Here is a 22,955-nt window from a genome sequence, read left to right as displayed (position 1 = left end):
AAGGATCTCAATGTAGCAGAAACTTTGGTATTAGAGATCCCTCCTTAGGTCGGGATGACATTAAATGAAGCAACAATTCTTTTTAAAATAATCTTCAAATAGTTAATTTTTTGTTGAATAAAGCACTCTAGGATTTCAGTTGAGATCTATTGTGTAACTTTGTGATTATGATAGATAAGACTGATTTAACATACGAAAAAGCTGTGCTTATTGGGGTTGTGACTCAACAGCAGAGTGAAGATAAACTAAATGAATATTTAGACGAACTTGAGTTTTTAACATATACGGCCGGTGGTGAGGTTTTAAAGCGGTTTACTCAGAAAATGGAAAAGCCGAATCCAAAGACTTTTATTGGAACCGGAAAGATCGAAGATGTAAGAGCTTTTATTCAGGCTAACGATGTAAAGACCGCCATTTTTGATGATGAACTTTCTCCTGCACAGCAAAAGAATATAGAAAAGATCTTGGATTGTAAAATCTTGGATAGAACAAATTTGATTTTAGATATTTTTGCGCAAAGAGCTCAAACAAGTAATTCACGAACTCAGGTAGAGTTGGCACAATATCAATACCTATTGCCTAGACTTGCCGGAATGTGGACTCACTTGGAACGTCAGCGTGGGGGTATTGGAATGCGTGGTCCCGGGGAAACAGAGATAGAAACAGATAGACGTATTGTACGTGATAAAATTTCTTTACTTAAAAAGAAATTGGAGACCATAGATAAGCAAATGGGCGTACAACGTGGAAACCGAGGATCGATGGTTCGTGTAGCACTTGTAGGTTATACGAATGTTGGGAAATCTACTTTGATGAATGTAATAAGCAAGAGTGAAGTCTTTGCTGAAAATAAGTTATTTGCAACATTAGACACCACGGTAAGAAAGGTGGTAATTAGAAATTTACCTTTCTTATTAACCGATACAGTTGGATTCATTAGAAAACTTCCTACACAATTGGTAGAATCTTTTAAATCTACATTAGACGAAGTTCGGGAAGCCGATTTATTATTACATGTAGTAGATATTTCCCATCCAAATTTTGAAGATCACATAGAATCTGTGAACCAAACCTTGGCAGATATAAAGAGCAATAACAAGCCCACTATAATGGTTTTCAACAAAATTGATGCGTTCGTCGAAGAAAAAAATTGAAGAGGATGATTTAATCACCGAACATACAAAGGCCAATTATTCTCTGGAAGAATGGAAACGCACATGGATGAATAGAATGGGAGATAACGTATTATTCATTTCAGCTTTGAATAAAGATAATATTGAAGACTTTAAGAAAAAAGTATATAATACCGTTCGAAAAATACATCTTTCCAGATTCCCTTATAACAACCTTCTTTACCCGGAATACGAAGAGATCGAGGAGAAGGAATAAGGTTTTCAACCTAATAAATAGAATTAGAAATCTGTTTATTAACACAAAGTGTTTACAAATTGGATTTTATTTCAAGCAAAGATTTGAAAAACAAATTTCATATTATATATATTTGTTTTTATAAATAATAAAAAACCCGTTTATTTTAATAAACGGGTTCTAATAAGAATTTTACAATTCTCTGATAATCATATAGATCAATAATAAACCAATGGTAGTCTCCATTTTTTTAAGATTTAGTTGAAATTCAGAAATTATAAACCGAAGTTCCAGCTTCGGTTTTTTTAATGTCTCAAAACATTTTATAAATTTAGTTTGTTATGCCCTCATAACAGGGGAATTAAGACAAACGTTTTCAACAAAGTTTTAAACAGAGAGTATTATTAATGCTCTTAATATTGCGCTAAATAGGTATATTAAATTAATGATTATCAGGTATTTGTTGTTTTGTCATGATTGTTAGCTAAATATTAAATTTATGTTGGTAATCCCTTTAAAATAGACCGCTACAAGCATGTTTTAAAGCTATTAACAAATGTGGTGGCTTAGGCGATACTTTAACGAAAAAATTTAATAAATAAAGCCCTCAATGAGGGTTAATTTCCTGTCACCCGGATATTATCGATGTCATAAGTGGTGGTTTTATCTGGTGCTGCACCAAGATATTTAAATGCTACGTTCAATGTTCCTTCCAAGCAAGAAATATCGATTTTAGAATTTATAAAACTTTTACCGAATTGGCTGGTTGGACCTATTGGGATATTGGCATCTAACAATTGCCATTCGGTTGTACTTGGATTTCCTGTGAAATCTGTTGTAATAAGCACAGATAATATCACTCCATTATCGTAAGAAGCTTTAATATCGAAGCTCAAAACTTCATTATTTGAGTTGTTCAAACTAATTCCCGGAGTAATTAGCCAAGCTTCCAATGGGTTTTCCTGAGTATTAAAGGCAGAAATTCTAATATATCGATCGCTGTTTAAAATCCCGTCTTCAAAACGCTCGTTTCCTCCATTTACATTCACATTGGTCCATCCTCTACCATCCAGGATATTCTCATTGCTCACGCCAACAAAGTTTTCTTCAAATAACACTTTTGAACCGGCTGTTTCATTTTCGCCACATTTCAGAAACTCAGGGTCGCATCTAGTGTCATTTTTAAATTGAAGATTCTCCGGAGAATTAAGAATGATAACAAAATGGTCATCGAAGAAATTTCTACTCAACACCCCTTCCAAACTTCCAGAAAATTGAGGCAATAGAAGCGACTTAAAATTTGAAAAGGTACTAGTGCTTAAAAAACTTGTACTTCCCGATACACAACTCTCTATTTGTCGTTCTCCATCGAATCTATCGGTTACCTCAGCTGCAAATGTAAATCGCTTCTCTTCTCTTACCAGATTTCTATTGAACTGAACGTTTTCTAAGCGAATATATAAATTGCGATAGTTCTCATTGAAATCTATAATATCCAGATTAATGGGTTCAATTTCAGCAGTCGTAGAAGATCTTATTATATGTTCATCTATTAAGGACTGAGGGATTGCAACCACATCTCCTCTGTTTTGAATACCAAGCTGAAAAACGCCATTATTAAACCACAAGCTGAGTCCGTCTAATTTTATGTACACCTTTCTCCCAAATTCGTAGGTTTCGAATAAGGAAGTACCATCTATTAAAATCTGAATTCCAGAAATCGGATTTGAAGCTTTGTCCTGAAGTATTAGTTTTTTATAAAAATTCCCAGCTTCATCATTTGAAATCACAAAGCCTTCAACAAAAGTGTCTGTGTTTTGAAATGTGTAAATCGTAGCTGTAGTTGGATTATAATTACCTTTAATAGCTGAAATACTTGTGAAATTTCCATCGAAGTCATCTTCAACCTCATTAGTTGTTGGCACCTCAAAATCATCGGTTTTCACACACGCATCAATTAGCAAGACTATAAATAGCAATCCGATCCAGTTAAATAATTTAAATCTCTTCATCTTCTTTCTTTTTATATTTTTCAAAATCTGATATATACATTCCCATAATAGGAAGTTCCTGTTCCATACCAATATTTAGAGCCAAATACTGGTTGTTCTCGATCTCTGTCTGCTTTTAGAGTTCTAAAATTTGCATTCCGAGATTGTTCAAAGCCACCTGATTTGTACAATTCATCTAAAATATTATTAACGCTCACAAAAAATCCGATGTAATAATTTTTTACTCTCCAGGATTTTCCGCCCACAGCATTTAACAAAAAATAATCATCAAATTGCTCTTGTTTTAAAAGGTCCAGGGCAATATTCTCATCATAGCCTAAAAGTGGCAAACCATCGGAATCTGTTGCAAAATTGCTGGTTCTTGCCAGCGGACTAACATCTGCAAAAGCATGAGAAAAATAATTGAGCGTTGTTCCAAACCACCAGTAATCGGGATCGCGATATTCAAAGCCTATTTGAGCGGCTCGTTGCGGCCCACCTGCAATCCTATAATTTTTCAAATTCGATTCTCCATAATCTTGAGCTTCAATAAAATCGTCGGAGGTGAGTTTTAAATCCGGATTATTGTTATAAATGAATTGCCCTGATGCAACTGCCGTCTTTAGCTTTAAGGTGGAAGTTAACTGTGCTTCAGCTCCTAATTCGAGTCCAAGATGCTGCTTATCGATACCGGTTAAAATCTCCTGAACAAAAGCTGTCGTGCTATTTCTTCCCAATCCGGAAAGTCCATCGGCATAGTAAAAGGAGATTTCGGTTGCATTATTTATCTGAGTGAAATAGCCGGTGAGCCTAGCTTTCAAAAAAAGAACTTCTAAAAATGTAACTGGCATCCCCCGAGTAGATTTGTTCGCTCTTAATCCCGACTACTACGTTGTTATTTTGTCTGGAATTAGAAAAGGAATTTTTAATTGCAGGAGCATTCGTGAAATAGGCTGCATTAAATTCCAATAAATGCTTTCCCGTAATTTTCCAAACAGACCCAGCCTTTGCTCCGTAATCTGTAAATTCTAGCTTTTTACTCTTGCCGAAAGACGTTTCCGGAAAATTTCCGTTTTTATAAAATCCTTCTCGCTGATAATTGGTTTGAGATACATTGAGCGCTACATAAGAATCTAATTTTTCGGTTCTCATTATCATATTCACAAAAGCTTCAGCTGAAGCTGCTTTCCATTTAAAATTATATTTTAATCTTTCTTCTAAACCGGCAATCCTATTTGGATTCAATAAATCATTCTGTGCCCTATTTCCTTCCGAAAAAAAATCTACATCTAGATACCCTATTCCGCCTAAAAGGTCATTTACCTCAGCATAATTTTCGCTGTTTAGATTGGAAAATTTCAGCTTGGCGGTTAGCATCAATGAAGAATTAATATTTGCAGTTAAAATTGAATTTAGATTTAGAAGTTTGTCTTCCACTTTGTCTTCAGCAATTACATAAATAGCATTTCCACCACTACTTAAGGAAACCTTGTTGGCTTCATATAAATCTTGCCAATTGATTTGTCCATTTTCTTGAAAATCTTTTTGAGAACGATACGCCGCTTCAAAATTCAGATTGTCAGAAAATCTTAGAAAATAACTAGGCAGTTTTTGATAATAGGAAGGGTCTGGATTGCTCCCGCCTCCTATAAAACTTTGTTGCGCATCGCTTTGAGTTACCAGCCGTGTACCACCAAAATCCAAATGAGTATTTCCAGTAGAACCAAATTGATAGCCGACATTATTATTTATTTTGATTTTTTCTGAAAGTTTCCAGAAGTGATTCAGCATTAAAATGGGCTCTTTAACCTCTTTAATTCTGCTATTCCTGATCTCCCCATCCTGAATACCCCAAAAGGAATTATATTTTCTACCCTTAAGATCGAAAACTTCCTGAGTGTTTGCCGAAGATTTCCCCCGAATATTGGGTGTGTAGAAGCCCGTGAAATTTAAGCTATGTGCATAATTCAACTTTTTCTCTACTGAAATAAAAAAAGAGTTTGCATCGTATAATGTCCCATCAATGTAAGCCTCAGTTGCAAATCTTCTTGCTAACCCTAATGCATACCACCAACCTCCGGGCTTTTCCCCGGAACTATAGGTTGCCATAACTCTCCCGGCATAACTCCTGTTAGCAGCAGCATAAGACACCTTAGTATTTCTGCTGTATTGGGACGCCCTCATAAGGATATTAGTATTTCCAGCCAGAGAACCAAATGTGGTTTCTCCCGGAACCAAGCCATTGGCAAAAACCTGATTTCGCTGAAGGTCATTTAGTCCGCCCCAATTACTCCATTGTGGTCTGCCATCAAAGAATTTATTCATTTCAATCCCATTTATGGAGACAATGCCATATTCGCTTCCCAAACCTCGAGGTTTAAAAAATGTACTACTGAAATCAAAGGCAGCAGCATTTAGAAAAACATCCCGGGAAGCTTGAAGTAATCCTGTTATATTATCTGTACCACCTTGATCTTCATTCAATTCAGATTCGCTTAAACTTATGGTCGCCAACTGAATTTGTTCCTTCAACAGAACTTGTTGTAAAGGAATTTCACCCAAGGGTTTAGGTTGTTCAACATTTAAATTTATAGGGATTCGTACAATTTGATATGCTGGTTTGGTAATTTCCAAAATGTAATTTCCTGGAACTAGGTCTATATCCTGAAATTGAAAACTGCCATCGGGTGCTGAGATTTTTATATAGGTGGTACCCTCCAATTTTAGGCGTGCCCCTACGATTGGTTGATTAGACAAGGCGTCCACTACGGAACCTGATAGGGCAGTGTTTTGAGCAGAAATCTTGAGGATGCCAAGAAGCATCAGAAATAATAAAAGTTTTCTGCCTTTCATTATAAAACACTCAATTTCAGCAATTAAGATACTATTTTTATTAAATCCAACTAATAAAAAATGTAAATTCACTAATAATTTAACTTTTAACTATTCATGATATATACTCCCTGTAATTGTATAAATTTGAAGAAACTTGTGATTATTTTAGTTACAAGCTTACTGTTTAGCACATACTCCTTGGGACAAGAAAGAAAAGATTATAATATTTATACCGTTGCTTTTTATAATGTTGAAAATCTTTTCGATACCGAAGATGATCCACTAACTTTTGATGATGATAGGACTCCGCTAGGGAAAGATATGTGGACTCAGGAAAAATATGAGGATAAAATAAAGAATATCGCCAGAGTAATTTCAGAGATTGGGCTTGATAATTCCAAAACTGCCCCTGCGATTATAGGTTTATGTGAAATTGAAAACCTACGAGTTCTGGAAGACCTCGTAAATCATCCTCTTTTAGAAAAATTCAATTATCAAATAGTTCATTACGATTCACCGGACATGCGCGGTATCGATGTGGCGTTATTATATCAAAAATCATTATTTATTCCGGACGATTCCCAGTCTAGGAGATTAATGTTATATGATTTGGATGAACCAACAAAAAGGATATTTACCAGAGATCAATTAGTAGTTTCCGGTAAGCTAAATGGCGAGGCCATTAATATAATTGTAAATCATTGGCCTTCAAGAAGTGGGGGCGAGGCAAAAACAAATTACAGAAGAGAAAAAGCTGCTGATCTAAATAAGCAGATAATCGATTCGATTTATCAAAAAGATCCTTTTGCTAAAATACTTAGCATGGGCGATTTTAATGATGATCCAACAAATAAAAGTTTTAAAAAGGTTTTGAAAACCAGCAATAATAGGGAAACAATTTTGGCTCAAGAGCTCTTTAATCCTATGGAGAATCTAGCCAAGCAAGGAAAAGGTTCGTTAGCCTATAGAGATAGTTGGAATCTATTCGATCAAATTTTAGTATCGGAATCTTTACTGGGCAGCCGCAGCGGACTCCAATTCTACCAAGCGGGAATATTTAACTCCCATTACCTTATCACGCTAAATGGGCAATTTCGAGGGTATCCTTTTAGGAGTTATGATTATAGCGGATATACAGGAGGATTTTCAGATCATTTCCCGGTTTTTGTGTATTTAGTTTCACAGCAATGACTTCAATCTTATTGGTTAGAAAACAGATGTTAAAATATTTTTTAAAACAGCTATTTTAAAGTCTACCTTGCTATAGAATTTCCATATAGGAATTCTTAAGTATTATGACCAAAATTAATGTTCTTCTAATTTTTACTGTATTATTTGTTTCGTTTACTAGCATAGCACAAGAAACCACCACCAGTATTAACGGAATGCGCAAAAATGCCATTTCCTTCAATGTTTTAGGATCATCCCCATTTATTGGAATTACATATGAACGTTTGGTTTCTGAAAATGTGAGTTTGGAAATAGGCGTGGGTATTCCAAGTGTAGGTGCTGGAATAAAATATTTCCCATGGAGCATAGAAGAGTCCAAGATTCTATTTCATATTGGACTTTCTGGAACTTATATAGATACTCAAGGTTTTGACGCGTTTAAAACTACTGAACAAAAGGAGGAAAAAGGCGTTTTTATAGGCTATCTCCCAGTCGGGATTAGCTACTTTGGGAAAAATGGATTTAATCTAGGAGTAGATGTTGGACCTGCGATCGCCGCCACATTAGGTCCATATGGCAATTTAAAACTAGATACAGATTTTAATAAATTTCTTTAAAATAATCTCATCTGTCCATCCTTATATTGCTCATGTAATTCACAGTTTAGTCTGGGCATCTCCTTACCCGATAAATACTTTTTTCGTGCAATCTTAAATTGTTGTGAAACCTGTTCAGCAATATTTCCCGATCTTTTCATGCGTCGGCCAAATTCGCTATCGTTCAAATTTCCGCCATGACATTCGGCTATTTGATGTAATACTTTATCTGCTCTATCCGGCATTGTTTTTTTTTATCCAATCGGTAAATATTCCGCCTATAGCTCCATTCAACCTTACCATAGTATATCCAACTCCTAGAGCACCGTTTTCTGAAATTGCTTTTACAAGCTGTAGAATTTCATGACTATTGATTCCGGGAATTATTGGAGCCATCATCACACTTACTGGGATATTATTGGAAGCTAATAGATTTAGGGTTTCCAAGCGTTTTTTAATAGTTGCTGTTCTCGGTTCAAGGATCCTTCTGGTTTCTTCATTTAAAGAAGTTATTGAAAGGTGAACCTGAACTAAATTGTTTTTTGCTAGTTCTTTCAAAACATCTAAATCACGAAGTACCAGAGAGTTTTTCGTAATGATCCCAACCGGGTGTTTGAATTTTAAAAATGTTTTGAGCAGTTGCCTGGTGATCTCCAATTTCTTTTCGATTGGCTGGTAGCAATCTGTATTTCCAGATAATACAATGGGTACGGCCTTCCAACGGTGACTTTGAAGTTTTTTTTCGAGAAGTTCTGCTGAATTTCGCTTAACAAAAATTTTCTGTTCAAAATCCAATCCGGCACTATATCCCCAATATTCGTGAGAATTTCTTGCATAACAATATATACAGCCATGTTCACAGCCCTGATACGGATTCAAAGAATACCCCATCCCCACATCCGGACTCATCACTTTATTCACAATGGTTTTGGGAAAAGTATCTATAAGAACCGTTTTAGAATTCGTAGCCTCATCACCTTCAACCGCACAATAATTCAGAAAATCCGAGCGCAATTCATGGGTATGCGCATCAAATTTATTTGAAACATTTAATTGAGCTCCTCTTCCTTTTATATATTCTCCTTCATTTAACATAAAACAAAAATATGGAATAATTCCATTTAAAGGGAATTATTCCATATTTTTGTTTTAATTTTTAAGTGGATATCTCAGGTTGAGCATTTCGACATAGCTCAATACAGGCTATAATCTGATTTCCCTTTTCGATTAAAAAGTTCTCGACTCCGCTCGAACAGACAAAATATCATTCACTCTACTTCCCCGGAAAATCTGCCTTGCGTTTATTTAAAAATGCTGAAGTTCCTTCTTTAAAATCTTCCGTACCAAAACACCAGCCAAATTCAGCTATTTCGGTTTCAAAACCATTCACTCCGGTTTCGTAGTTAGCGTTTACCGCTTTAATCGCAGAGCTTATCGCAACTAAAGAATTACGCATGATCTTTCCAGCAAGTTTTTCAGCAAAATCAAGCAACTCTTCTTGTGCAACAACATGATTTACGAGATTGTATTGCAAGGCCTGATTGGCGTCTATCATTCCGGCAGTCATGATCATTTCCATAGCGCGACCTTTTCCAACCAATTGAGGCAGTCTTTGTGTACCGCCATAACCCGGAATTACTCCAAGAGAAACTTCCGGAAGTCCCATTTTTGCATTATCACTGGCAATTCTAAAATGAGCAGCCATGGCAAGCTCCAATCCGCCACCAAGTGCAAAACCATTTATGGCAGCTATTACCGGTTTGGATAAATTAGCTACAAAGTCGAATAGTTTTGCCTGACCTTCAGCAGCCAACATTTTCCCCTCTTCCGAAGAAAAATCTGAAAACTCACTGATATCTGCGCCTGCAACAAAGGCCTTTTCTCCACTTCCTGTTAAAATAATCACTTTAACATCCGTGTCTTCTTGTGCATCGCTAAAAGCATCATGCAATTCTTCAATAGTAGCTCTGTTTAATGCATTCAATTTAGAAGGCCTATTAATACTAATTTGAAGAATTCCTTCATTGTTTTCAACTAAAATATTTTCAAAATTCATTTATATGGATTTTTTAGATTTTTATAATTTGTTTTTACCTGCTTTGATACTAAATATCAAATTGAGAACTGGTGTTATAATTTTAGACCCTGAAACAAGTTCAGGGTGACGGTGTTATTTTCTAAAAATATCGTCCTGCTGTTCTGATAGCTATCGGAATCCGTTCAGCATCTCGGACAAAAAGCGAATTGATACGCTAATTATTTAAGTATTTTGCTTCGGAAACCTTACGGTAAAGATAGTGCCTTTATTTTTTTCAGAAACAAAAGTGATCTCCCCTTGATACGTCTCTACAATATTTTTAACCATCGCTAGTCCCAATCCCATTCCGCTAGATTTAGTGGTAAATTTTGGCTCGAATACCTTTTCTTTATCCTCCTCCAGAACTCCCACTCCGTTATCTGAAACCTGAATCGTAACCATTTCCATTTCTTCCTTCACCTCAACCAATATTTTAGGTGCTGCTTCTTCGTTTAAAGCTTGAGTTGCATTTTTAACAAGGTTAGTCACCACTCTTATCAACTGAGTTCTATCGAACTTTGCGAGTATTTCTTCTTTTTCTGTTTGAAATTCGATATAATTTTCATTAAAAATATCCAGCGCCAGTTTAACGATCTTTGGAACATTAAGAATCTCATTTTGTTGTGCCGGCATCTTTGCAAAATTTGAAAATGCAGACGCAATTGCACTCATCGTATCTATTTGATGAATCAGCGTGTTGGTATATTCATCTAATTTTTGGTGTACATTTGGATCTTGAGGATCAAATTTTCGTTGAAAACTTTGCACGGTTAAGCGCATTGGTGTCAGAGGGTTCTTGATTTCATGTGCCACCTGTTTTGCCATTTCTCGCCATGCTTGTTCCCGCTCTCCTGTAGCAAGTTTTACAGCACTTTCCTCCAACTCGTCTATCATACTGTTATATGCCGAGACTAAGGCGTAAATCTCTTCTGTGGCATTGTCTAGTTGTATCTTTTGGAGTCGTTTATCCAAGCGAGTATCAATAATCTTTTGCGAGACGATCTTCAGCGATTTTGTAATGTATTTAGAAAGGAAGTAAGACATCAAAATAGCGATCAAAAACATAAAAAGATAAACCTCGCCTAACTTCACTAAAAAATCATTCAAATCCTTTTGAAGCAAATCGTCATCCTGGAGATATGGCAGGTACAAGATTGCCAGAGGTTTAAATTTATTGTCGGTGATATACGTATAAGAAGATTGAAATTTCTGTCCATTTACCTGAGACCGTTTTAAATATCGTTTTTCTCGGGATTTCTCCAATTCCCTAACTATGTGTTTGGGAATTTGCACATTTGTAGTGTCCCTAAAGAAAGACTCATTAGATTTTATAAGTAACTTCCCATTGAGATCGTACACATTAAGCTGCATATCATGAACCTGCGAAATCTCATAAATTTTATTGTTTTGCTGAAGAATTACAGGCATATTCTCTGTGCTCACTACATGTGTAGTGCCCTCTAAAACAAATTTTATATTCTCCCGAATTGCCTGCTCTTTACGTTCCAGACGTTCGCGATGATAATCTTCAGATTCCTGTTTATATTGAAAAACCGTAACCCCGGCAATAAGTATAGAAGCTACAAGAACCAGCAACATCATGGAAATGAAAATCCGGTTTCTTAAAGATAATTTTAAAAGCTTCATAAAAAATTTCGAGTAATTATGCTGAAATAATCAATTATCACACCATATTAGGCATTGGGGTTTTTAGAACGAATGCGTTTATATATTTTAATTCCAAGCATCAACATGGCGGCCAATAAAAATATCCCAAGCACGCCATAGATCCAGTTAATTGCATCGCGTACAATTACCAAAAATATGACCGAAAACAGGATCAAGGTAGAGCCTTCATTCCAAAGTCGCATGTGATTGGAGCTCCATTTTATAATATCGTTTTGCATTTCTTTAAAGATCAAATGACATTTAAAGTGATAAGCATATAATAAAACTACAAATCCTAATTTTACTTGCATCCAATCCTGTTCTACCCAAATAGGCATGAGGTATAGCATCCAAAATGCAAAAATACTTGCTAAAATTGCTGAAGGCCAAGTAATGATATACCAAAGCCTTTTAGTCATCAATTTTAATTGTGTCGTCAAGATAGATTTCTCGGGCTCGGCTTTAGCTGAAGCTTCTATATGATACACAAATAGACGAGGGATATAAAAAAGCCCCGCAAACCAAGTGATAATAAAGATTAAATGCAGGGCTTTAATGTAATTGTAATATTCCATGGATCTTATTGAGCGTCCAAAAATAAATAATTAAGATTCTTCGCGTTGAATTGTCTGTTGAATTCCTTAATTTCTTTATCTATCAACGTATCAAAAGCAGTCAGTTGCGTTTTTATTGCTGAAGTTAACTCGTTTTTCACAGCTATATCCTGATCTGTCGGTGGGAAATCTCCCATTCCAACTAACGAGTTTAAATGCGCCAATTTATTGGTGAGTTTTATTGGAAAATTTAAAGGGTCTTGCCCGCTCTTATTTTGGGTTTGATAAAGTGCTTTTTCGATCTCCCCAAATTCCTCTTCCATTTGCTTCGCTTTTTCAACCAGATCTTTAACTTTTTCATTCCCCTTATATTGAGTTTGAAAAGATTTTAATTGCTCGTTGATCTTTCTGATTTTTTTGATGGATTTATGAGCTTCGTCTACAGTTGCATTCACATCTGCAATAAAATCGTATTGCTTTTGCAAACCTACTTTATCGGTTTCAGCATTTGGATTCGCCAGAACTTTAAAATTTTTACGCTCTTTTTTCCCGTTTACATTCAATTCTACCGCATATTCTCCGGGAAGAATTCTTGGACCTTCAAGATCTGCCCACCATAAAATCATCCCATCTAACTTTTCGGCACCTTTCTCGTACATATCCCAAACAAACATATTGGAACCCTTTTTAACTTTTAACTTATCTTCTTTAGATTGGTTCCCGAAAGATTTCAAGGTATCATTTGCCTGATTAAAATATGTAAGATGAATCGTGTCTTTCTTTTCATCCAGATCTTTAATGTTGAAATAAGTCACCACACCATTCGGAAGATTCGTTCCATCTGTCTTAGAATTTGGTCTAGATCCTCCACCAATTCTATACGTGTCTTTAGGTTGAAATAAAAATGAATCTTTTTTAGCGTTTTCAGAATCATATTGATGCAACACGCTTAGATCGTCTAAAATCCATATACTTCTCCCTTGGGTTGCCACGATTAAATTTCCTTCTTTTATTGCCAGATCTGTAATGGGAACTATTGGCAGATTTAACTGAAATTCTTGCCATTGTTTTCCTTGATCAAAAGAAATATAGATACCGTTTTCGGTTCCTGCATATAACAAGTTTTTATCGGTTGGATCTTCACGAATTACTCGGGTAAAATGTTCATTTCCTATCCCATTGGTAATTTTTGTCCATGATTTCCCGAAATCGGTTGTCTTATAAAGGTAAGGTGCAAAATCCCCCGACTTATAACTTGTGGCAGCGATATAAGCTGTTCCAGCATCATGATCGCTGGTTTCTAATGAATTTATCTGTGCCCATTTCGGCAATCCGTTTGGAGTTACATTTTCCCAGTTCTTGCCTCCGTCTTTGGTTACATGTACTAAGCCATCATCGCTTCCCACCCAGATCAAGCCTTCTTGCAAAGCAGATTCTTCAGCAGCAAAAATAGTTGCGTAATACTCTACCCCGGTATTATCCTGAGTTATAGGTCCACCACTGGAACCAAGTTTAGTAGGGTCGTTTCTCGTAAGATCTTCACTAATAGTTTCCCAAGATTGGCCTTCATTCGTAGTTACATGCACATGGTTGGAAAACGTATATAATTTATTAGAATTATGCTTAGAAAAAATGATTGGGAAATTCCATTGGAATCTGTATTTCATATCTTCAGCTCCGTGTCCCATCGGATTATCAGGCCAAACATTAATTGCCCGTTGCGTATTCTTTTCGTGATTTACACGAGTTAGAAATCCACCGTAACTTCCTCCATAAACAATTTCATCATTCTCTGGATCTACTGCAATATGAGCAGATTCTCCTCCGGCAGTTTCCTCCCAATTATCTTCAGAAATTGTATAATCTGTACTTCTATGGTCTATTCTAATAGTTGAATTATCCTGTTGGGCGGCATAAATCCTATAAGGAAAGTGATTATCTGTAGTCACTCTGTAAAATTGTGCAGTTGGCTGATTGTGATAAGTACTCCAAGTTTCTCCACCATCGTAAGTTACCTGCGCACCACCGTCGTCACCCATAATAATTCTATTTGGGTTTTCAGGAGCGATCCACATATCGTGGTGATCTCCATGAGGTGCTCTTGCTGAAGTAAAATTCTCTCCTCCGTCTTTAGATTTATGATAAGAAACATTCACTACGTAAACAACGTCTTCATCTTTAGGATCGGCGTAAATTCTAGTATAATACCAAGCTCTTTGGCGTAAACTACGGTCGCTATTTATATTTTTCCAACTCGCACCACCATCTTCGCTTCTATAAACGCCGCCCTTTTCCTTATTCTCTACAATTGCCCAAACTCTATTGGAGTTTACCGGAGAAACGGTAATTCCCATAATCCCCAAGGTGTCCTCAGGAAAGCCTTTATTATTGGAGATCTCTTTCCAGGTTTCACCACTATCTGTACTTTTCCAAAGAGCAGATCCTTCTCCACCACTGCTCAAACTATAAGGCGTACGTTGCACTCTCCATGTAGAAGCATATAAAATTCGAGGGTTGTTAGGATCCATTATAAGATCTACTGCCCCTGCCTGCTCATTCACGAAAAGTTTTCTTTTCCAGGTAAGTCCTCCATCGGTACTTTTATAAATCCCACGTTCCTGAGTTGGCTTATAAATATTTCCCAAAACCGCTGCATAAACGATCTCTGGATTGGTAGGATGAATGGAGATTCTTGGAATATGCCTGCTTTTCTCCAAGCCCATAGATTTCCAGGTTTTCCCTGCATCTACAGATTTCCATATTCCGGATCCGGAAGAAACATTTCCTCTTAAGGTTTTTTCTCCACCTCCGGCAAATAATATATTATGATCGCTGTTAGCAATACTTATCGCCCCGATACTTCCTCCAAAAAATCCATCAGAGATATTCTCCCAAGTACGGGCACCATCAGTAGTTCTCCAAATTCCTCCTCCGGTAGATCCAAAGTAAAACAAATTTGGTTCGCCGGAAACTCCAACTACAGCTGCAGAACGCCCTCCACGAAAGGTCCTATTAATCGGTATTTTAAAGCTCCGAAAGCGCTTGAGTCGATTGTTGTTTCAGTAGATTTTTTGTTACGTTGTGCGTTGGTTTCTGTATAAATTCCGAAGAAAAAGAATACAAGAAGAAGTTTAGGTAAAAATGTTCTCATAGAGTGTAGTGTGTAATTCTGTTGATATTAAACTCAATTCAACCATAAATTGAATGGAAGTTAAATATACCAATTTCTATGAAACCGTTTCAGATAGGGATGGTTTTAACCTCAAGCGAATTTCACGATTTAAAAAATAGGCAGTTACAAGGGTTGAGAGCACATCGGCAATTGGGAAAGATATCCAAACTCCAATTTCACCATAATATATAGGTAATATCAGCACTAAAGGAATAAAGAAAAATCCTTGTCGTGATAGGGTGAGTAACAATGCAGGAACTGCTTTTCCAATAGCTTGAAAATAGGCCGAACCAATTAACTGTAAAGCGATAATTGGCGTGGCAGCAAAAACCCATCGCATGGCACTTGGCGTATCTCGAACTACCGCAGGATTATCTGTAAAAACTCTAACAATATCTTCTGAAAAGAACATGATGCCGGCAAAAACTAACAATCCCAAACCACAAGCATACAAAATGGCGGTATTGATACTTTTTCTCACACGTTCCCATTGTGCCGCTCCGTAATTATATCCGGCGATTGGCAAAAATCCTTGTGTTACTCCTAATACCGGGAAAAGTGCAAACATCAGCATTCTACCTATAATTGCATATACAGTAACCGAATCTTCTCCACCGAGTTCGAATAAAATATTATTCATTAATAAGTAGGTGATACTCACTACTGCCTGTCTGGCTAACGTGACAAAACCAAGAGAAGAGATCTCCTTTAAAATTGGGAAATCAAACCCGAAATGAGCCCAATTTATCTTTAATTCTGAATTACTGGAAAGGAAAAACCATAAGACATAAGAGAAACAAAAGAAGTAAGAAACACTCGATGCGATTGCTGCTCCCAACATTCCCATATCCAAAACGTTGATGAGGATATAATCTAATAAAAGGTTAGATACTGAGGGAATTATCATGCAATCATAGCAAATTTTGGTTTGCCTTCTGCCCGTATTACATTGTTCCCCATCATACAAAGCGCTAAGAATGGCACTCCATATAAAACCACGATATAATAGATCTTGGCCGGATCGAAAATATCTCCTTTCCCTCCAAAAGCAGGGATAATAGAATCGACAAACGTTAAGCCTATCAATACTAAAAATACAGATAAAATAAGGGTAAGGGTAATTTGGTTTCCGAAGGTTTTTAGCGCTTTCGGTTTATCTCCAGAACCCAGAGCTCTTGAAATAATCGAGGAACCTCCAATTCCTATTGCCATCCCCAAAGCAGCAATAAAGAAAGAAACCGGTAAAACTACATTTATCGCGGCAATTGCGATAGAACCTATCCAATTTCCTACAAATATAGTGTCCACTAAAATATTCAGGGACATTACTAGAATTCCTATAGATGCTGGAGCTGCCTGTTTTATTAACAGTTTCCAGATTGGATCCTTACCTAAAGCCGCTGAATTTACATGAGCCATTAAGCTTCTACTTCGTTAGCGAAAGCCCATTCGTCTACCCATCTAGAAAGTACTTTCACCCAATCTTCTCGAGTATTTAAACAAGGAACAACAGTAAATTCTTTTCCGCCAACTTCATGAAAGATCTCTTCCCCTTCCATCGCGATCTCCTCTAAAGTTTCTAAACAATCACTCACAAATGCAGGTGTTACAATAGCTAGATTTTTCATGCCTTGTTTACCGAAACGTTCGATAGTTCTATCTGTATAAGGTTGCAACCATGGATCGAAACCAAGTCTGGATTGAAAGGTAACGCTATAGGAATTTTCTTTTAACTGAAGGTATTCTGCTACCAAACGTGTAGTTTCAAAACACTGATGCCTGTAACAAAATTGATGTGCTTTAGATGGTGTATTACAACAACTTCCATCTATCTGGCAATGAGACTTAGTAATATCACTTTTACGAATGTGTCTTTCCGGTACCCCGTGATATGAAAATAAAATATGTTGATATTCCACATCTTTTAATTTCTCTTGAATACTATTCGCCAATACCCTAATGTAATCTGGATGGTTGTAAAAAGCCGGAATAGAGGTAAATCGCATTTTTGGAAAAAATTCTTGTCTTAACTCTTCTGCTAAAACTAAAATAGTTTCGGTGGTTGCCATGGCAAACTGGGGATAGAGAGGAAAAATAAGCACCTCATCTACTCCCTGATCATGCAGTTCCTGAAGTCCGGATTTTATATTTGGAGTTCCATAACGCATTGCTAAAACAATTGGTACAGAGGTGTTTTCATCTATCCTATCTTTTAACCTTTCAGATAAAACGATAAGAGGAGAACCCTCATCCCACCAGATCTTTTTGTAGGCTGCGGCAGATTGTTTTGGCCTTGTATTTAAAACAATTCCTTTCACCAAAATTGTTCGCGCCCAAAGAGGAACATCGATCACGCGTTCGTCCATTAAAAACTCTCCTAAATATTTCTTTACATCTTTTGGGTCGGTACTATCCGGAGAACCCAGATTTACCAAGAGTACACCTTTACTCATTCTCTTTTCTTTTTCAGCTATTTTCAGAATTTAAAAATACGATTATAAATATTTTTAAAATGCGTTTAAACTAAGATTAGCTCAATTGGATTATTAATAAAATCAATGCATTAAGAATTGTTTGGCAATGCCAGGGACATCACGTATTTCTTTGGAGTGGTTCCAAATTTCTTTTTAAAAGCCGCGATAAAATGACTTGCCGTGCTATATCCTACTTTCAGGCCAACTTCATTCACATTAAACTCACCCGAATCCAATAGCTTACGGGCAAATTCCATTTTATAGTCAAATAGAAAACTATAAACAGAATCTCCATAGATCTGTTTAAAGCCTTCCTTTAACTTTTTTAAACTCAAACCGATCTCTGTAGAGAGCTCCTGAAGCGAAGGTGGCTCAGCCATATGGGCAATTACAATGTCCTTTGCCTTTCTAATTTTCATCACATTATCTTCATCTACTAAAAATGGACATTGCTCCACATTGTTATCTCCAGACCTATTAAAATACAAACTCAGTAATTCATAGGCTTTGGCCTTAAAATACAAGGATTTAATTGATGGCATCAAATTAAAATTCATCAACTGATTTAATACAATTGCCATCGAAGGAGTAATATCGCCATCCTTGTAATATTTCTTATCGCTGTTTTCTGAACTCAAAAAAGGAATATAATTAGCTTCCTGAGAAAACATAGAATGAAACTTCTTAATAGAGATCACCATAGAGATAAGCCAAGACTTTGGGTGCAAATCTAAATTTAAGGGCAAATCTCTTTGCGGATTGTATAAAAGCAGTGAATATTCTTCTTTTAACGGCAACTCGTAGCTGCTATTATTAAAGAGAAATTTTCCGTCCCCCTTTACACAAAAGTGAAATTGAATGTAGGTACTATCTATTTCTCTAGTAATTTTCTGAGGCGTATTTTCTTCATTTTGAAACTTTAATATGAAGAATCCATCTTCAATTTTAGTTTCATCTACAAACCCTTCAGCGACGTTTTTTTCTTCAGAATTCATTGTAATTTTTACTTTTTTATTTAGAATGAATCTAAACTAATAGCTTCTAAACATTTGAAATCACTGCAAATTTAAGCTATTTCAGCAAATTAAAGATAGTTCCATCTACAAATCCCATCAAACGACACATTTAGTACTTTGAGCGTTACTTTTTGAAATACCTATCATTTACCTTTGTCCCAGAATACCTAAACAGGTTCATGGAAAAGTATCATATCTCCAGAGGGAAACATTTTTATACCATAGGATTAAGCTACAAAAAAGCTGACGCCGACATTAGAGGCCACTTTAGCCTTACCGAAGAAGGAAAAACAAATTTACTTAAGCAGGCAAAAATTGAAGGAATAGATGGCCTAATAGTCACTTCTACCTGTAATCGTACAGAAATTTACGGTTTCGCCCAACACCCATATCAGCTAATTAAATTGCTTTGCGAACACACGCATGGAACTGTTGAAGAATTCGAAAAAGTAGCTTTTGTATATAAAAATCGGGAAGCTATTTCCCATATGTTTAGAGTGGGAACCGGTTTAGATAGCCAGATTCTCGGAGATTTCGAAATTATAAGTCAGCTTAAACTTGCATTTATCGCCTCTAAGAAAGTTGGAGTTGCCAATCCTTTTTTGGAACGATTGATTAATTCTGTAATCCAGGCCAGCAAGCGCATTAAGAACGAAACTCAGCTTTCATCGGGAGCAACTTCGGTAAGTTTTGCATCTGTTCAGTATATTTTAAATGAAGTTGAAAATGTTACCGATAAGAATATTCTTTTATTCGGAACCGGGAAAATAGGAAGGAACACCTGTGAGAACTTGGTAAAGCATACCAAAAACAGTCATATTACACTTATAAATAGAACTAAGCTCAAGGCTGAAAAAATTGCCGGAAAGTTCAATTTAAGAGTAAAAGATTATGCCGATCTACAATCGGAAATTCGAGATGCAGATATTTTGGTAGTAGCCACCGGAGCTCAGAATCCTACAATTTCTAAGGAATTGATCTATGCGAAAAAGCAATTGTTGATTCTTGATCTTTCTATTCCTAAAAATGTAGCAGATGATGTAGTAGGAATGGAGAATGTGACCCTAATTCATTTAGATCAGCTTTCTCAAATGACCGATGCTACTTTGGAAAAGAGAAAAGAATTTATTCCGCATGCTCAAGAAATTATAAAAGAAGTTGAAGGCGATTTTAATAAATGGTTGGAAATGCGAAAATTTGCACCTACCATTAAAGCTTTAAAGAAGAAGCTGAAAACGATGAAAGATGCCGAGTTGGATTTTCAAAGTAAAAAAATCACCGATTTCAATAGCGAACAAGCAGAGATTGTAAGCAATAGAATTATTCAAAAAATAATGAATCATTTTGCCAATCACTTAAAAGATGATTCTAACACCTCAGATGAAAGTTTGGAGCTTATCCAAAAAGTATTTCAGCTGGAAGATTCCATATAATGAGCAAAGTTATTAGAATTGGTACCCGCGATAGTGAACTTGCACTTTGGCAAGCCAAAACAGTTCAAACTGCACTCGAAAAACTCGGTCATAAAACCGAATTACTTCCCGTTAAGTCCACCGGCGATTTAAATTTAGATCAACCTTTATACGAAATGGGTATCACAGGTATTTTCACCAAAACTCTGGATGTCGCCATGCTTACCGGCAAAATAGATATTGCTGTACATTCTATGAAGGACGTGCCAACAGCTCTTCCGCAAGGGATTGTAGAGGCAGCCGTTCTGAAAAGAGCCAATTCCAAAGACATTCTTATCCATAAAGGCTTGGAATTTTTAAATGCTGAAGGAATTATTGCAACCGGAAGCTTAAGAAGAAAAGCACAATGGCTAAATAAATATCCATCACATACCTGCGTAGATCTCCGCGGAAATGTAAATACCAGAATGCAAAAGCTAAAAGATAGCGATTGGAACGGGGCGATTTTCGCCGCTGCCGGGCTAGAGCGCATCAATTTGACATCGGAGAATTCATTAGACCTAGACTGGATGCTTCCCGCTCCCGCTCAAGGTGCGATGCTGGTTGTTGCCATGGAAAAGGATAATGAAACAAGAGACATTTTAAAAGCCTTAAATCATAGAGAATCTGAGATTTGTGTTCACATAGAACGTGAGTTTTTAAAAGTACTCGAAGGCGGTTGTACTGCTCCTATTGGTGCTTTGGCAACTATTAAAGGGAATGAAATAAGTTTTAAAGGAGCTTTATTCAGTTTAGATGGAAAAAAGCAAGTTTCCATAGAAAGAAAGATTGCCTTAGAAGATGCACCAAACTTCGGAAAAAATTGCGCTTTAAAAGTACTAAATAATGGAGGCAGCGTTTTGATGGAAGAAATAAAAAAAAGTCTTGAACTAAATATCATGCTAGCATCCTCTCTACTAAAATACTTGCTGAAAATCAGAAGCAACTTCTTTTGAATTCAGGAATTGGATTGGTTGAATATGATGCTATTAGTATTGAGTTCGATCATTCTTCTTTAGACGCACCTATCCCTAGAAACCTCATCTTTACAAGCCAGAATGGCGTAAAAGGATTTTTTACTCAATACCCGGAATTTCAGACCAGAGAGCTCAACATTTTTTGTGTGGGTGAAAAAACCAAGGCAGAGATCTTAAAAAATGGATATGAAGTTAATGCTTCAGCAAATTCCAGTAAAGAATTGGCGAATTTAATCGTGAATGAATTCAGAGAAAAAGAATTTCTTTACATCTGTGGTTCTATGCGGAGAGAAGAATTGCCTGAGATTCTTAAAAAAGAAAATGTTTCTATTAAAGAATTAGAGGTTTATAACACTTCTCTGAATCCCAAAAAGTTTAATAGCACTTTTGATGGGGTTTTGTTTTTTAGTCCCAGCGGAGTTAAAAGCTATTGCCAGAAAAATGACTTAAATTCGAGTACCGCTTTTTGTATTGGGGAAACCACTGCAGCCGAAGCTAAGAAATATACACAACATATAATTATCGCGAATAAGCCTAGTATTGAAAATGTAATTGTACAGGCGATTAAAAAATATAAGAAATGATCAAGAACGACTTATTTTTAAGAGCATTAAAAGGGGAGACAGTAGACAGACCGCCGGTTTGGATGATGCGACAGGCAGGAAGATACTTGCCGGATTTCATGAAATTGAAAGAAAAGTATGATTTCTTCACCCGTTGTAGAACTCCGGAATTGGCTACAGAAATCACCGTGATGCCCATAAATCAAGTTGGCCCGGATGCTGCTATTTTATTTAGTGATATTTTGGTAATTCCTCAAGCGATGAATATCGAGGTAGAAATGAAACTGGGCGTTGGGCCATGGTTGCCGAATCCTGTTCGCACCAGTAAAGATGTAGAAAAGGTGTATGTACCTAATGTACATGAAGAGTTAGGTTATGTAATGGATGCCATAAAAATGACCAAACAAGCTTTAAATGATGAAGTGCCATTAATAGGTTTCGCAGGTTCTCCATGGACGATTCTCTGTTATACTGTACAAGGACAAGGTTCTAAGAATTTTGATATCGCCAAAAAATTCTGTTTTACCAATCCTGCTGCTGCACATACTTTGCTTCAAAAAATTACCGATACTACTATTGCTTATTTAAAAGCGAAGGTTGCAGCCGGAGTAGATGCCGTACAAATATTCGATTCTTGGGGAGGAATGTTGTCTCCAACAGATTATCAAATTTTTTCATGGCGATATATGCAACAAATTATAGATGCTTTAAAAGATGAAGTGCCTGTGATCGCATTTGGAAAAGGATGCTGGTTTGCGCTAGATGAAATGTCTAAGTCCGGAGCTTCAGCTTTAGGCGTAGATTGGACTTGTTCTGCAAGAAATGCACGTTACTTATCTGGAGGAAAAATAACACTTCAGGGAAATTTTGATCCCTCAAGATTGTATTCGCCACCTGCAGAGATTAAGAAAATGGTTCATCAGATGATCGATGAATTCGGAAAAGATAGATATATCGTGAATTTAGGTCACGGAATTTTACCAGATATTCCTGTTGAAAATGCCCGTGCGTTTATTGATGCGGTTAAAGAATATTCAAAATAG

At 36.4% G+C, this 22,955-nt stretch carries 14 protein-coding genes and 4 pseudogenes; 7 read left to right on the top strand and 11 right to left on the bottom strand.

Annotated features, from left to right (window positions below; translation table 11 throughout):
* The first annotated feature begins 167 nt into the window (after window positions 1–167).
* Window positions 168–1,389, top strand: a pseudogene (gene hflX / locus ON07_RS14070) (GTPase HflX).
* Between the two features lie 596 nt (window positions 1,390–1,985).
* On the opposite strand, the gene ON07_RS01020 reads toward hflX, so the two are convergent.
* The 3 genes from ON07_RS01020 to ON07_RS14065 are packed head-to-tail and all read right to left on the bottom strand — an operon-like array spanning window position 1,986 to window position 6,212.
* A complete protein-coding gene (locus ON07_RS01020; protein WP_010227464.1) occupies window positions 1,986–3,380 on the bottom strand; it encodes a DUF5689 domain-containing protein in 1,395 nt (464 codons plus the stop codon).
* A gap of 20 nt (window positions 3,381–3,400) precedes the next feature.
* A complete protein-coding gene (locus ON07_RS17545; RefSeq protein ID WP_316928052.1) occupies window positions 3,401–4,180 on the bottom strand; it encodes a TonB-dependent receptor in 780 nt (259 codons plus the stop codon).
* Window positions 4,170–6,212 carry a carboxypeptidase regulatory-like domain-containing protein gene (locus ON07_RS14065; protein ID WP_316928051.1) on the bottom strand — a complete coding sequence of 681 codons (2,043 nt, stop codon included), beginning with the start codon at window positions 6,210–6,212 and terminating at the stop codon, window positions 4,170–4,172. The genes ON07_RS17545 and ON07_RS14065 overlap by 11 nt, the downstream gene beginning before the upstream one ends.
* Before the next feature lie 126 nt (window positions 6,213–6,338).
* On the opposite strand from ON07_RS14065, the gene ON07_RS01010 reads away from it, so the two are divergent.
* Together ON07_RS01010 and ON07_RS01005 are read left to right on the top strand one after the other, a co-directional pair.
* A complete protein-coding gene (locus ON07_RS01010; protein WP_029331294.1) occupies window positions 6,339–7,385 on the top strand; it encodes an endonuclease/exonuclease/phosphatase family protein in 1,047 nt (348 codons plus the stop codon).
* Window positions 7,386–7,489: 104 nt separating this feature from the next.
* Window positions 7,490–7,981 carry a hypothetical protein gene (locus ON07_RS01005; protein WP_010227462.1) on the top strand — a complete coding sequence of 164 codons (492 nt, stop codon included), beginning with the start codon at window positions 7,490–7,492 and terminating at the stop codon, window positions 7,979–7,981.
* Here the strand turns inward: ON07_RS01005 and ON07_RS14060 are convergent.
* From ON07_RS14060 to ON07_RS00965, 8 genes and pseudogenes are all read right to left on the bottom strand, one after another.
* Window positions 7,978–9,055: pseudogene (locus ON07_RS14060) on the bottom strand (PA0069 family radical SAM protein). The gene ON07_RS01005 and the pseudogene ON07_RS14060 overlap by 4 nt on opposite strands.
* 178 nt (window positions 9,056–9,233) lie before the next feature.
* Window positions 9,234–10,016 (bottom strand): enoyl-CoA hydratase/isomerase family protein, encoded by a 783-nt coding sequence (locus ON07_RS00995; protein WP_010227461.1) that lies wholly within the window; start codon window positions 10,014–10,016, stop codon window positions 9,234–9,236.
* Between the two features lie 204 nt (window positions 10,017–10,220).
* Complete coding sequence (locus ON07_RS00990; protein ID WP_029331291.1) at window positions 10,221–11,684, bottom strand: sensor histidine kinase; 1,464 nt, start codon at window positions 11,682–11,684, stop codon at window positions 10,221–10,223.
* A gap of 47 nt (window positions 11,685–11,731) precedes the next feature.
* Entirely contained in the window at window positions 11,732–12,280 is a 549-nt protein-coding gene (locus ON07_RS00985) for a CopD family protein (protein ID WP_010227459.1), read from the bottom strand.
* A 5-nt stretch (window positions 12,281–12,285) separates the two neighbouring features.
* Window positions 12,286–15,410: pseudogene (locus tag ON07_RS00980) on the bottom strand (VPS10 domain-containing protein).
* 76 nt (window positions 15,411–15,486) lie between these two features.
* Window positions 15,487–16,850, bottom strand: a pseudogene (locus ON07_RS14055) (MATE family efflux transporter).
* A complete protein-coding gene (hemH, locus tag ON07_RS00970) occupies window positions 16,850–17,884 on the bottom strand; it encodes a ferrochelatase (RefSeq protein WP_010227452.1) in 1,035 nt (344 codons plus the stop codon). The pseudogene ON07_RS14055 and the gene hemH overlap by 1 nt, the downstream one beginning before the upstream one ends.
* Before the next feature lie 110 nt (window positions 17,885–17,994).
* Window positions 17,995–18,900: an AraC family transcriptional regulator gene (locus ON07_RS00965; protein WP_010227450.1), complete on the bottom strand. Its 906-nt coding sequence runs from the start codon at window positions 18,898–18,900 to the stop codon at window positions 17,995–17,997.
* A 200-nt stretch (window positions 18,901–19,100) separates the two neighbouring features.
* Here ON07_RS00965 and hemA point away from each other — a divergent pair, with 200 nt between their 5' ends.
* The 4 genes from hemA to hemE are packed head-to-tail and all read left to right on the top strand — an operon-like array spanning window position 19,101 to window position 22,955.
* Entirely contained in the window at window positions 19,101–20,354 is a 1,254-nt protein-coding gene (hemA, locus tag ON07_RS00960) for a glutamyl-tRNA reductase (RefSeq protein ID WP_010227447.1), read from the top strand.
* A complete protein-coding gene (hemC, locus tag ON07_RS00955) occupies window positions 20,354–21,328 on the top strand; it encodes a hydroxymethylbilane synthase (RefSeq protein ID WP_010227446.1) in 975 nt (324 codons plus the stop codon). Before hemA ends, hemC begins: the two co-directional genes overlap by 1 nt.
* Window positions 21,325–21,933, top strand: a complete 609-nt coding sequence (locus tag ON07_RS00950; protein ID WP_010227445.1) for a uroporphyrinogen-III synthase — start codon at window positions 21,325–21,327, stop codon at window positions 21,931–21,933. The genes hemC and ON07_RS00950 overlap by 4 nt, the downstream gene beginning before the upstream one ends.
* Complete coding sequence (gene hemE / locus ON07_RS00945; RefSeq protein ID WP_010227444.1) at window positions 21,930–22,955, top strand: uroporphyrinogen decarboxylase; 1,026 nt, start codon at window positions 21,930–21,932, stop codon at window positions 22,953–22,955. Before ON07_RS00950 ends, hemE begins: the two co-directional genes overlap by 4 nt.

This window comes from Gillisia marina (assembly GCF_000258765.1).
Classification (GTDB): domain Bacteria; phylum Bacteroidota; class Bacteroidia; order Flavobacteriales; family Flavobacteriaceae; genus Gillisia; species Gillisia marina.
This window is presented reverse-complemented; position numbering and strand designations above follow the sequence as displayed.